This window comes from Phocaeicola faecium (assembly GCF_014837055.1).
GTDB classification, from domain to species: domain Bacteria; phylum Bacteroidota; class Bacteroidia; order Bacteroidales; family Bacteroidaceae; genus Phocaeicola; species Phocaeicola gallinarum.
Window position 1 is genome coordinate 617,921 of the sequence record NZ_JACSPQ010000001.1, and the last position, 13,709, is coordinate 631,629.

10 protein-coding genes and 1 pseudogene are annotated in these 13,709 nt (G+C 45.6%); 1 reads left to right on the forward strand and 10 read right to left on the reverse strand.

Translation table 11 applies throughout. From position 1 onward, the window contains the following. Nucleotides 1-223 precede the first annotated feature (223 nt). From H9626_RS02730 to H9626_RS02770, 9 genes and pseudogenes are all read right to left on the reverse strand, one after another. Entirely contained in the window at nucleotides 224-1,411 is a 1,188-nt protein-coding gene (locus H9626_RS02730) for a transporter (protein WP_191709501.1), read from the reverse strand. Between the two features lie 2 nt (nucleotides 1,412-1,413). Then, on the reverse strand, nucleotides 1,414-2,058 hold the full coding sequence (locus H9626_RS02735; RefSeq protein ID WP_191709502.1) for an ATP-binding cassette domain-containing protein: 645 nt from the start codon (nucleotides 2,056-2,058) through the stop codon (nucleotides 1,414-1,416). Nucleotides 2,059-2,070: 12 nt separating this feature from the next. Then, nucleotides 2,071-3,552 carry a DUF4836 family protein gene (locus tag H9626_RS02740; protein WP_191709503.1) on the reverse strand — a complete coding sequence of 494 codons (1,482 nt, stop codon included), beginning with the start codon at nucleotides 3,550-3,552 and terminating at the stop codon, nucleotides 2,071-2,073. 1 nt (nucleotide 3,553) lies between these two features. Next, a complete protein-coding gene (locus H9626_RS02745) occupies nucleotides 3,554-4,255 on the reverse strand; it encodes a 16S rRNA (uracil(1498)-N(3))-methyltransferase (protein WP_191709504.1) in 702 nt (233 codons plus the stop codon). 57 nt (nucleotides 4,256-4,312) lie between these two features. After that, nucleotides 4,313-5,779, reverse strand: a complete 1,467-nt coding sequence (locus H9626_RS02750) for a DUF4836 family protein (protein ID WP_191709505.1) — start codon at nucleotides 5,777-5,779, stop codon at nucleotides 4,313-4,315. A gap of 26 nt (nucleotides 5,780-5,805) precedes the next feature. Beyond that, nucleotides 5,806-6,387 (reverse strand): bifunctional nuclease family protein, encoded by a 582-nt coding sequence (locus H9626_RS02755; protein WP_191709506.1) that lies wholly within the window; start codon nucleotides 6,385-6,387, stop codon nucleotides 5,806-5,808. Continuing rightward, complete coding sequence (locus H9626_RS02760; RefSeq protein WP_191709507.1) at nucleotides 6,384-7,676, reverse strand: MFS transporter; 1,293 nt, start codon at nucleotides 7,674-7,676, stop codon at nucleotides 6,384-6,386. The genes H9626_RS02755 and H9626_RS02760 overlap by 4 nt, the downstream gene beginning before the upstream one ends. A gap of 592 nt (nucleotides 7,677-8,268) precedes the next feature. Next, nucleotides 8,269-11,457 (reverse strand): efflux RND transporter permease subunit, encoded by a 3,189-nt coding sequence (locus H9626_RS02765; protein ID WP_191709508.1) that lies wholly within the window; start codon nucleotides 11,455-11,457, stop codon nucleotides 8,269-8,271. Beyond that, nucleotides 11,454-11,756 (reverse strand): annotated as a pseudogene (locus H9626_RS02770) (TolC family protein); the annotation flags it as partial. The gene H9626_RS02765 and the pseudogene H9626_RS02770, both read right to left, overlap by 4 nt. A 107-nt stretch (nucleotides 11,757-11,863) precedes the next feature. Here H9626_RS02770 and H9626_RS02775 point away from each other — a divergent pair. Next, on the forward strand, nucleotides 11,864-12,241 hold the full coding sequence (locus H9626_RS02775) for a hypothetical protein (protein WP_191709509.1): 378 nt from the start codon (nucleotides 11,864-11,866) through the stop codon (nucleotides 12,239-12,241). A 329-nt stretch (nucleotides 12,242-12,570) separates the two neighbouring features. Here H9626_RS02775 and H9626_RS02780 read toward each other — a convergent pair whose 3' ends face one another. Next, complete coding sequence (locus H9626_RS02780; protein ID WP_191709510.1) at nucleotides 12,571-13,674, reverse strand: TlpA disulfide reductase family protein; 1,104 nt, start codon at nucleotides 13,672-13,674, stop codon at nucleotides 12,571-12,573. Between the last annotated feature and the right edge of the window lie 35 nt (nucleotides 13,675-13,709).

Sequence of the window (13,709 nt, forward strand, 5' to 3'; positions counted from 1 at the left end):
GACGTGACGAACGATGGTTCGGATTCGATTTGCCGGGTTTGAAAATTCTACCGCTAAGACCACGCATTTCTACCCATAGCGTTACCAAGTCTTACCCATAGAAACAAGCAATTCTTGCGGTAGAATTTCCGAGTCTGAGAGCGTCAAGATAAAAACTTGATTCAAAAGGCTTTGCGATAATAGGTTTTTGCATCTGCTCCGTTTGCCGACTCTGCGAAAAGAATTACTTGCGAATCCAAATGGAATTGACCTTACGGCGAATTGCCCAAACGTTCAGACACGACACGAGTAAGAACAGAATGCCGCCCGCCACGCACGAGGACAGTAGCGAACTTGGGGGCAAATCCGGGAAAATTTTCCCAATAACATCGAGGTACACCGAGCGAATCGCCACAACCGCTGCCATACTCAGAACGAAAACCAGCAGGTTCAGCCCGATGCTCATCGCTTGGTAAGGACGAGCCACGCGCGAAGGACTGTATCCGATGAGCAGGAGGTTTTCTAACTTTACGGTATTCTTCTGTAAAAGCAAATAGATACTGAGCATCAGGATATAGAAAGAAAGAATACTTATCAGCAGACCTACGGATAACACGATGCTTACGATTACTTTTAAGAACCAAGCCGTTTTTCCGGAGTCTAACTTATCGCCTTCGGTTTCATAACCATTGTCTTTAAAGTATTGGGCAATACGCTCGTCGGTCGGATTATCGACTTCCACAATCAAACGTGAGGGACGGTTTGTTTCGTTATCCCCATACGTGCGGTTCGCCCACAGCATGAAGTCTTCAGGCACAAGAATGGTGTTCAGGCGGTTTGAGAATCCCACGATACGTCCTTTCATGGCTTTTACCTGCCCGCGTCCGCTTATACGGATGTCGAGAGACATCATCCCCATCACCCCTTCGGATAACTGCGGAAGATTCCGGCTTTGGGCAAATCCGAAGTTATAAAGATTCAAATAATTGCGCGGGATGATAATCGGAATTTCTTCCTGCCCTTCTTTAAACGTCCAATCGTTTAACTTCACATCGACAAAGCGGTTTGGAACAGACTCAAAAAACATAGCCGTAGACAGTTGCATACCTTGTACACCCAGTCCGCCGTACACCTTAAACCGTGCAGGCGTGAAAGTTCCCACAGCTTTCGTGAAGGGTTGTTCTTCCATATCGGCAATGTCCCCTTCCGAGAAGGTGCTGCTCTTCCCCACCACCGAGCCTAACGTACTGACTTTCTTGCTTACCACCAAGTAATCTTTCTTCATGAAACTGTCGCCCTGTGTGAATACAGGCAACACATCACCATAAAACTGTACGCTAAGCAACACGATAACCATTCCGCAGAGATTGGCAAAAAAGAATCCCGCCAACTGTGCCGCACTGATATGCTGTTTCAGTAATTTCCAAACCATAGTTACAAAGAAATAATTCTGTCATAATTTAGCGGGAGGTGTTTGCCGATAGACGTAACCACGATTCCCGCCCCTTGTTTTTTAGTTTCTTCGATAAGAATTTCACTCATAATCCGACTGTTCCCATCGTCAAGGTGGCTGATCGGTTCATCTAAAAAAATGAAATCAAAAGGCTGGCACAATGCGCGGATAAAGGCTACCCGCTGTTGCTGCCCGAATGACATTTTATCTATCCTTTCATTCCACTTATCGGAAATTCCCAATGCCTCAAACCACTGTCTGATTTGCTTCTTATCGGCATAGCCGGTAAGGGTATTTTTCAACTGGACGTTCTCCCACGCAGTCAGTTCACCAAACAAACGAAGTTCCTGAAAGAGCATACTTATCGAACGTTTGCGGACAGCAACCCACTGGAACACCGAATAGTTGCGTATATTTTCTCCGTCGAAACAAATAATTCCCTGATAATCGCGGCGGTATCCGTAGATAAAGCTGCACAAAGAAGACTTTCCCGTCCCCGAAGCAGCCTCAATCAGGTAAGTCTTTCCGCGCTGTAAGGCTACCTGTTTATGCCAAATATCCGAAACGATGCTGTCTCGTCCGGCAAACACTTCCGGCAATGTTTGTTGTAATTCAATCGTATTCACTCTAATTACGTCTTAAAAACCTACTATTTGCACTAATTGTTGCAATACATTAACCTGCTTGTCTTTCATCACCCATTCGATATGGATGTTCTTTCCATCGGGCGATTCTGCCGTGAGATATCCCAGACCTCCCGTCATTCCGGCAAAATTCACTGCGCCAAAGAAACGTTTTCCGGTCACTCCGCCTCCCCATTCAGTATCACGCAACGACCATCCCAAAGGTTTCTTTCCTACCAGTTGGTCATTGTTTGTCAGATAAAAGCGATTGTCTTTCACCCCGAACCAGAGAGCCATCGGACCTTTTCCCAAATTCAGCATCGCAGCATCGACAGCCCGAAACTCGTATGCATCTTGACCTTTATTAAGTAACTTTACCTGTCCTCCACTCATTGCAACCAATGGTTTAAGTGCTTCGAACGTTTGAAGGAAATCGCGGTTTACTACATCGGCATACATTATGAAGTCACGACTGCGCAAAGGATTCGGGAAAGCGATTGTTACATCGCCTTTCACCGCATTGAAGATTGCAGCAAAATCAAGCGGAATCATTGATGTTTTGAACTGGCGGCGCATCGTAGGGTTTTCGTTCAGCAGGCTGAAGATTTGCCCGCCATCGATGTTCATTGCCATCCACACTCCCGTATTTGAAGAAAATGTATCCAGATAATGTCCTTTCAAGACTGAGCAAGCCTTTAATTGTTTCTCCAGCAAATCATTCATCACCCCGTCTGTTATTACAGGAATAATGTCTGCCACTGCCTTTCCGTTTTCAAAGCTCAGTGTAGCCAACGCCTTCACGTCTTTCAGTTTCAACTCTGCCGAGACTCCCATTGTCAGCGGGGTAACATATTCAGACGGAAGCAACTCCAGCGAAGCAAGCGTAACGATATCGCCTTTTGATTCCATCATCTTTTGATAATCGGGAGTCGACGCAAACCCTTCCCCTTCTTTTTGGCGCAACAGTCTTTCTGCCTGATATTGCAAGTCTTTCGCTTCGCCTTGCTGCAAAGGAGTCATAGCCACCAAAGCTATATCGGAGTAAGCGATCAGGGTATTCCCCATCACCGTCCATGTACATCCTCCGCTTTCACGCAAAGCACCGCACAGTTGTTGTTCATGGAAAGCCTCCAGCAAATCTGCAACCGCGCTCCGGCTTGACACACGTGCCAACACGCCGGCAGAGGCAGCCTGTTTCCTCACAAAAAAATAGATGTTATCTTCCAATGCGATACCGCTTTCCGAAGGGTTTTGTATGATTTTATCTACCAACTCCTGAGAACTTAAATCGCTTCCCAATACGGCTTTCAGTTTCCGGGCTACGCTTTTTTCCTTTTCATCGTTCAATCCCGCCTTCTGAGAAAGCGTTTTCAGGTTGACAGAAGCCACCAATGCCGCATCGTCCGGCAAGGCTAAAACATATTTACTACCGTCGGTACACGATGCAAGCAACAGCATGAAGATTCCTATCCATATCGCAACATTATACCGTCTCATGCTAATTCTGATTAAATAAATTCATGATATGTACCGCCACCAACGCAGCCGTTTCGGTGCGCAGGCGAGATTTCCCTAAACTGATAGCTTGAAAGCCGGCAGCTTCTGCTTTCTGAACTTCTTCCGGACTGAAATCGCCTTCAGGTCCGATTAAAACCACAGCATCTTTTCCGGGGATGAGTACATCTTTCAACAGTGGTTTTTCGCCTTCATAACAATGGGCAATAAACTTCTGGCCTTCGAACTTTTGCTGAATAAATTTCCCGAAATCTGTCAATTCGTTCACAAGAGGCTTACGTGCTTTCAGCGATTGTTTTACTGCCGAAACCACTATCTTTTCAATGCGTTCGGTCTTGATAACCTTGCGCTCGGAAAAACGGCAGTTCACAAAACTCAGTTCATCAAACCCTATTTCAGTAGCTTTTTCTGCGAACCACTCGATTCTGTCCATATTTTTAGTGGGAGCCATTGCCAAATGAAGATGACCGTTCCACAACGGAGCTTGACCAATGGTTTCGACCACCTTCACTTGACAACGCTTGCCCGTAGCGGCAGTGATTACCGCTTTATAAAAAAATCCTTTACCGTCGGTAAGCATCACCTCATCGCCTACGCCTAAGCGCAACACCCGAAGGCAGTGTCCTGCCTCTTCTTCCGGCAACTCTCCGTCGACGGTAATATCCGGAGTATAAAATACGTGCATATAGTTTCTTTTCTTTAATCTAACTTACGCACAAAGATAAAGGTTTTCCGCGAAAACTCACTCGTTCATTCCATTCATTTTCTTCACGGCGTTCACCCATTGTTCCAAGACATTCTTTTCTTTATCTCTCATAATGAATGTAAGCGATGAGTGTGTAGCGTCGTCAGCACTCACCGTAACATAGTCGATATATTCAGACAACATCTTAATAACCGCTCCTTCAACGCCGCGGGTCTGACTTGCCAACAGTCCTCCCCATGAGCGGAAATCAATCATCATGAAAAATAACTTGCCGTCTGCTTCTCTTGCCCACGGAGCTTTCTTCAAGGAATTTTCAGCTGAAACTTCTTTCTGATTGGTCAAATAAAACACTCCATCTTCTACTCCATAACTGATTTTCTGCAAATCCAGTATCGGTTTCCATTGTGACAAATCCTGTAAGAAATCATCATTGTTGACTTCTGCATAAAGTCCGATGGATGGAATCGAAGCATCCGAACCTATACCCAAAGCAACCTGACCGTCGATAGCGCTCACCATTTTTTCTACATCGATAGGCAATGAACCGCTTTTCAGTTTTGTGCCTAACACATTATTGTTCAGCAAATAAGTATACAACTCTTTTCCGTTCAGGTTAATACCCATCCACAACATTGCATCGTTCGGATACTTTTCCATGAATGTATCATCCACTTTTCCGGCATATATTTTCATTTGCTCTTTTACCATCGACTCAACAGTCTTATCGGTGTAGAAATTCTCTGCATCCATTATCATTTTCCCCTGCTCAAAACGAACGGCAACTGCCGACTTGATATTTTTTAAGTCGATTTGTTCGGGCAAACTCATTTTTACCATTGACAAGTATTGCTGCGGTAATATATCCGTTGAGGCGATAAGGGCAATATCTCCTCCTATTTCGACAAGTTTTTTAAAAGATTCGGTTTCAGCATACGTATTCTCCGACGCATTCAGCCACTCATCCGCTTTGCTTTCCAACGTTTCTACCTCTTCCGAAACTTGAGACAGAAGCACCAACAAGGTCGTTTCATTATAAGCAATCAACGACTGTTCTTCAACCGTGGTATAAGAAAAACCGGCTCCATCCTTAAAGGGCTTGCAAGCATTTTGGCTCACCAGTACATTCATAGCCTCTTCCAACTTGCTCTTGTCCGATACAGCCACAACAATTCCTGTAATATTACCTCCGGGCATTGCGAAAACATATAAATTTTCTCGCCAGTCGATACCGCTTTCAGACGGATTGGCCATGATTTTGTTGATCAGATCAACATCATTGCCAGCCATTTCATTTTTGATTGCTTTCCCGATTTCGTCTTGCAACTGCTTGGTGTCGGCTTCTGAGAGTGCGCACTTTTCAATCATCTGCCGCATATTGAAAGAAGCGACTAACGACGCATCAGCAGGAATTACGTTTACATACTGTTTCTTTTCTGTTGAGCAGGCTACTGCCAATAACGTCACGACCAATAATAAGGTCCAATTTCTAAGTTGTGTTTTCATAAAATATAGAATTTAAAGGTGCAAAATCATTCCGTCTGTTCGTCGTCCGTATCGGTCTCTTCCCTACGCTTGATTTCATCGCGTAACTGCGAAGCCGTTTCATAATCTTCGCGGCTAACTGCTTCCTCCAATGCCGTTTTCAGCATCTTCATATCAACAGAGTTCACCGTCAAGCCAAACGTTTGGTCTGACATCAAATCGCGCAACTTTTCACGTTCCAGAATATCTTCATACACATAAATCGGGAACATCTTGCGCAACGACAAAGATATGACATCAGTGGTACGGGCATCTATTTTAAATTCAGTATTGTCTGAGCGCGTAATATAAAGGTACGAATAGTACACACCATCTTTTACCTCATAAATCAAGGCTTTACGGATAAACATACCTTCTTCGTGTAAAATATCTAAAATCAAATCATGCGTAAACGGACGAGGCATACGGTAAGGCATCTGTACAACCCGAATCGCTTGAGCTTCCCAAGTTCCGATAATTAAAGCCAACCTACGGTGTGCACCCCCGATTTCTTCCAAAACAACAGCATAAGCGTCCGATGGCTTCAATACTGTTGACATATCCAAATACTTTAATTCTACTTCTTTCATTTTACTTGCTCTCCTTTTGAAGAAACTTTATTGATATGTTCATATTTATCTTTAAATACAAAAGCAAAAACAACAGCTACCACTAACGCATAAGCAGCAAATACAAACCACGCACAGCTCCAGCCTTCAACCTGAGGCAGAGAGCTGTCGAAATCGACAAAATAATTTACTACGGCTTGAGCACTCAACGTACCGACGGTAGCGCCTATACCGTTTGTCATGATAATAAACAACCCTTGCGCACTTGAGCGGATAGACAAGTCGGTCTCTTTATCGACAAACAACGAGCCTGAAATATTGAAGAAATCGAAAGCCACTCCATAAACCAGCATCGAAAGAATGAACATCCAGACTCCATTACCCGGATCGCCCAGTCCGAACAATCCGAAACGTAATACCCATGCCCCCATCGCTATAAGCATCACTTTCTTGATGCCAAAACGACTTAAAAAGAAAGGTATCAACAAAATACAGCAAGTCTCACTAATCTGTGAAATAGAAATCAGCAAGTTGGCATGTTGTACACCAAAGGTATCGGCATATTCGGGCAGTGCATTAAAACTGGTTATGAAAGGATTGGCAAATCCGTTGGTTATCTGGAGAGACACCCCCAGCAACATGGAGAAAACGAAGAATATCGCCATTCTTTTATTTTTAAACAGCAGAAAAGCACGCAGGCCTAATGCCTCGACCAGCGATTTCTTTTCGCCGGCTTCCCGATTTACTGGGCAATCGGGCAAAGTATTAGCATAAGCTGCTAAAACTACTCCCCACGCGGCACATGTAAAGAACTGCATGTAATTATCTTGAAAGCCAAGCAAATCTACCAGCCACATCGAACAAATAAATCCGATGGTTCCAAAAGTACGAATCGGAGGGAAAGATTTGATTGTATCAAGTCCTGCCTTATCAAGCGCAGTATATGCCACCGAGTTGGACAGAGCCAATGTAGGCATGTAAAAAGCCACGCTCATGGAATAAAATGCAAACAATACGGTAAGCGAAACATCATTGCCCGCCGTCAGTCCGTAATACCCCGCACCCGCCATAAACAACGCTGCCAATAAATGACTGACTCCTAACAAACGCTGAGCCGGTATCCAGCGGTCGGCAATAATGCCTAATATAGCCGGCATAAACAAAGATACAATTCCCTGCATCGCATAGAAAAGCCCAATATAATTACCCAACCCTACCCGGGCAAGATAAGTTCCCATCGAAGTCAAATAAGCTCCCCACACTGCAAATTGCAGAAAATTCATTACAATCAAACGTACTTTTATATTCATATAGCTAATACTTTTTCATTACAAGCAAGCGCACAAAACGCGCATTAAAATCTACAAAAACAAACACGCATTGTCCTTACTCCATCGGAATAATTGGTTATCAAAATCCGTATTTTTTTAATCCGACAGTTTCTAACAAACAAATATACGCAATTTTTTGAATAATGTTTCCTTATAGTATAATTTGTTTCAATAACAGAGAAGCTATTTAACGTGAGTTAGACATAATTCAAGACATAGAAAGTTGACTTTATTGACGAAACAGACGCTTCTATTGCTGAATCTTTACACGATTACCATCATCTAAACCAATCGTTATTACTTTGTTTTGGAATACAAATAGCATACATATAACAACAAAGAACCAAAGGAACGTCCTTGCCAATCAGGATGTCCTCAAAACACAGCGTGAAACCGTCAGAATCACATTGAATCTCATTTTAATGTTTCTACCTGATATACAAGGGAATTTTTCCTGCTGTTATATCAAAAAAAACACTACCGTTAGCGTTGGTCATTTCTAACGGTAGTGTTGCCCGGTTCTACCCATAGTGTCCATCGGTTCTATGGGTAGCGTTTTTCAGGCTCTGAATCATATCCGACGGGGTATGCCTTTACGCACTTTTTTTAAAGAGAAGATGGGGAGATAGAAAAAGATTCCGACGACTGACATTACCAGCCCGCCGATTGTCCCTGCAGCAAGCGGGAACCAGAAGCCTTCTTTCTCCTCTCCTATCATGAAGGGAATGAAGCCCAGCACGGTGGACACTACTGTCAGGAATATCGGAATTATCTTTACATTCCATGCTTTGGTGTAGGCACGGCGTTCGTCCAGCAGCGGGTATCGTCTGCGGATGGCGTTGTACTCGTTCAGGATGTAGATGCTGGCGTTTACCGTGATGCCGCACAGCAAAATGAATGCGGCAAAACCGCCCTGATCGAAGTTCAGCCCGAACAGGTAGAAGGTAAGGAACACGCCGATGTACGAAATCGGGATGACGAATATGATTGCCAGAGGCTGCTTCAGCGAGTTGAACAGGATAGCCGATATGAAAAAGATGATGGCTATCACTATCAGCAGCAACAAGTATTGCCCGGAGTTATTTTCACCCCAGTTCCAATAGTAGTCCTGTATCTCCACCGTGTACCCCATCGGCAGACGCGCCTTGAGAATCTCCACATCTTTCTTCAGCAATTTTCTGCCTTGTTCCGTGGAACCGATGTACTCGTATTGCAGGCAAAGCACATACTGCTGGTTTTCTTTCGCCACCTTCTTGGGTGCCTGCTCCTTAGCCACGACTGCGAAATCGGACAGTTTATAGGATTTCCCGTTAATTACGAAGGGCACTTCCATCAGACTCCACACGTCATAGTCCGTACTCTGGCGCGAAGAAAGCCGGAGGTACTCCAAACGGTTTTCGTAAACGATAGTCCCCACAGCCTGCCCGTGCATGAAAACGGGCTGAAGCACGGCGAACAGCTCTTCCGCCGTGAGATTCTCCTTTGCCATACGTTCCTTGTCGAACTGCAGGAAAAACTCGCTGTAATCATCTTTCCAGTAAGAAAATTCGGAGTTGACCGTCACCTCTTTGATACGGCGGTGGGCAAGCAGGAGCTTCTTCATCTCGTCCGCCCAATGATTCAGTTCGTCGTAATTGTAGCCATACATCTTTACCCGGAAACTGCCGGCAGACTCGCGGACGTCGTTGCTGAATCCCTGATCCTGCAACCCGTACACGCTCCAGCTTCCGCCGCCCAGCATCAGTGCCTTGCTTATGATATTCGATTTCAATACGTAGGGGAAACCGCTGTGCTGGTGCTCCTTCTTGAAAAAGATCTGGATGGAAGCATGACGGGCATCGTATATGGATGTCTGGAACTGTCTGATCTCCTTAAACTCACTCAGAAAAGTCTCCATCCTTTTTACCAGCGTGTTCATCTGCTCCAGCGTGCTTCCGTTGGGCAACGTGGCGTTTACCGACAGCACCACTTCACTCTCGTCGCGCCCGAAATAGCTGCCGTTATATACTTTCTCCACGAACAGGCGCAGGGTTCCGCCCAATACCTTGTCGACTACCGGCTTCACGTCCTCGCGGTAAGTGGCATTGTCGAACACCTTGTTATACAGTTCCGCCCATCGGCCTTTCTCTTCCGCCTGCTCAATCTTTTCGGGAAGCATGAACACCGGTATGCCGAAAGCAAGCAACAGGATGAAGCACGCAATGACACGGTGGCGGCACAACGCACCAATCATCACCCGGTAGAAACGGGTAAAACCTACCGTAACACGCTTGAGCCGCAGACGCGGATGAAGGGGAGCAGAACGCCGCAGGCTGATTTTCTCTATTACCGGAGGCACAAAGAACAGGGCTACGAGGAGTGAGATGGCAAGGTTGATGATAACAACCGCCGCAAAGTCCTGCAGGTTAAGCCGGATTTTTTCGTCAAGAAAGAAGATAATCACCAAAGCTCCGATGGTGGTAAGCGTCGCCGCCAGTATCGACATGAAGGCTTTCAGGTTATGGCGGCGCAAGATATGGTCGGTCATGACAATGGTGTTGTCGATAACCAGATTCAACGAGATGGTAATGCCCGCCAGCGAGTAAAGCTGAATCTCCAGTCCGCAAACATAATAGAGTATCACTGCCACGGATATATTCACCGCCAGACTGAGGACAATCAGGAGGAGGTAACGGAGGTTACGGGTTATCACGGCGACGAACAGCAGCAGAATCAGTACAGTAATGCCCGTACGAAAATAGATTGTATCCAACTCCTTGCCGATATAGTCGGTAGCATCGTAGCTGGTATGCACCTCATAGCCTGCCGGCATCTTCCGCTGGACTTCCGACATCACCTCCTTAATTTTTTCGGACAGGGTGAGCTGGTTGGCGGTCTCCTCGGCGGTAATCGAAAGGTAAACGGAGTTCAGCCCATTGATACGGAAATAGCCGGAAGGCTCTTCCTCCGTATGCACCACCTTTATCAATTTGTCAAGGGGAATACCTTCTCCGTCCTTGTTGGCAACCCAGATGGAAGAAGGGTCGAAGTTGTTCTCCTCGCCTTCCGCTGTACGTACCAGCCTGATCCATTCACCACCCTCACTTGTCTGACAAATGCCCAGAAATTCTTTCCCGTAATGCTCGGCAACGGCACGGCTGATGTCTCCCACCGAGATGCCGGCGCGTGACAACCGGTCATTGTCGAAAACCAATCTCCACTCCATCGGGGTGGCGCCGCTCAACTCCACCTTATAGATGCCCTTTATCTGCGCCAGTGCCGGTTTAATCTTTTCTTCTCCGTAGCGCTGGATGACAATCGGTGTTGCGGGAGCATTCAGCGTATAGGTCATGAAAGGACGCGATGAGCGGTCATCGGAACGCCAGGTGGAAATCTGCGGATAGCTGACACCTTCGGGAAGCTGCGGCCACAACTGACGCACCAACGTAGACACTTCAAAACGGGTCATGTCTATGTCGGCATACTTGTCCAGTTCCATGCTGACGGAACCGCTCCCGTTATCGGACGTGGAATAAATGTTCCGTATCCCGCCCACGCGCGAAAGCACACCTTCCAGCCTGCTCGTCACCTCCGACTCTATCAGCCGTGCCGAATTTCCCGGCATGGAGAAAGAAACAGTCAGCCCCGGCATGGTATGCGAAGGCGACAGCTTCACCGGAAGCAGCGGAGCCAACGCCAGTCCCACCAGCGACAGGCAAACGAACGTCACAATCAGGGTGAACGAGGAAAAGGTCTTCTTATCTTCTGTGTCCTGTCTCATCGGTAAGTCCCCCTGTCAAAGTCGAAATGGTCAGCCAATGAAAATCCGCTTTCAAAATCGTGGAGCGTGAGCTTGCGTATTTTATAATAATTCAACCAATAATTCTGCAACGCCCCGATGTAGTTCTTCTGTGCCTCCTGCTGGCGGTTCAACGAGAGTGTCAGACTGTTTATGTCCGCCTGCCCGATAATGAAGCGCCTGCGGGTCTGGTCATAAGCAAGCTCGGCAAGTTCAAGTGCCTCTTCAGCACTGCTCACCAAATCCTGCTGCACGTTAAAGTCGCTCACCGTCACCATCAAATAATACGAATCCTATACGATACATAAGATATGTACCTCCCACAGGCATATTGCAAGTTGCAGAAATCAAACTATATGAAGACACTTCGCTTGAAAAAGAAATACGCATGAAACCCGTCACGCTTCTCCCTTATATTGAACATGTTACAGATGGAGACATATTATCTTTCTTATACCTGACTTCGGAAGGCATCATAGAACCTTTGGTGTTTGCTCTTGAAAGACCGCAATCGATAAGAAGTATTTATTACGTCACGAGAACCGACGACAACTATGTATGGGAAGGAGATGTATATGAGTTGTTATATCAAGACGGACCTGACGGATGGAAATCATTAGGGACAAAAGCCGCTACATCCAAGCATATAACATTCAATGCGCCAAAAAATGCTTTACTGTGGTTGCGGGATAAGACCAAAGGAAGAGAAGAGCAGGTTTTCATCTATAAACATAACAGACAATGGTTCAACTCTGATTTCAAATAGTAACCTATCAAAGCCTGCTTAAACGCTGTACAAATCCATAAAAATGTATACAATTTTTATCTTAAAAACAAGCAACTCCTCCTGATAAGCAAGCTGAAAAATCGTCATCTTAGAACCGTTTAAATTTTCCGATAAAGTAAAACAGGCTCTCAACGTATCAAAAAATTCTATAGGTAGCATTAAGGGGTTTATCGAATAGAAGTATGGAACGCAAGCGGTAGCGCTGAATGACGCAAGCGGTAGCGTTTTGCCATCGAAAAACATAAAAAAAGCCAACCGACTCCTGACGAATCGGTTGGCTGAGCGATGTGATGTATTTCTATAAATGATTATTTCAAAAGTTCGCCCAATTTGGCATCCAATTCTTCTCCACGCAAATTGCGGGCTACGATTTTGCCTTGTCCGTCTACCAGCACCGTTGCCGGGATTGAACGGACGCCGTACAAGCCTGCACCTGCACTCTTCCATCCCTTCAAATCAGACATCTGCGGCCATGTAATGTTCAAATCCTTAATAGCTTTCTTCCAGCTTTCAAGATTGCTGTCTAACGAAACACCTACGATTTCAAGTCCTTTTGCCTTGTACTTGGCATAAGCGGCTACCACATTGGGCATCTCCATGCGGCAAGGACCGCACCAGCTTGCCCAAAAATCAATCAAGGTATATTTGTTCTTGGCAACGTAGTCAGAAAGTTTAATTTCTTTACCATCGGGAGTAGGCATGGCGAAATCGATGTAATTCTGCCCTACGGATGTTTTTACCACCGTTTCCACGTATTCTTTCAAGGCTGCAAGGTCTTTATCGGCTGCATATCCGGCAGGAACTTGAGCCAACAGCGGCTGAACTTTCACGGCATCGAAAGCATAACCGAACGAAGCCAACAGATGAACGCCAACGGGGTTGGTTACGTTATCGGATATCGTAGTAAACATCTTATCCATGTTTTCGGTATCCATCTTGTCGAGCACTTGGCTCATCGAGTCGCGCTGTGCCTTAGTCAGCGTAGAGTCCATCTTCATCATTTGCTCCCAGATGGTATTCATTTCCTGTCTTGAAGCCATGTAATCGTCCATAATCTTCTGGAAAAGGTCGTTATACGAAGTACCCGATACGCGGCTTGCTTCCGGGTTCAGCGCCACATTGATCGTTCCGTTTTCAGAAAAGAAAGTAGCAACCATGCGGCTATTATCCGTGGCATAAGTCACATAACGTACTTTAATCAATGAATCGGGTGTACAAGTAAATTCGAATGTTCCGTTTTTCACTTCCACCGAGTCTGCCGGAACGAGGTTTCCGTCTACAAAGTCTTGCAGGTAAACATATTCTCCATCGGCAACTCCTTCTGCTGTTCCTTTGACGGTATACCCCGTCTGATTCTGACAAGCAGCCAGCGACATTAATCCCGCTACTGCCATTAACACTGTTTTTTTCATTGCTTTTATCTATTAAAAATTACATTTAGCGAATA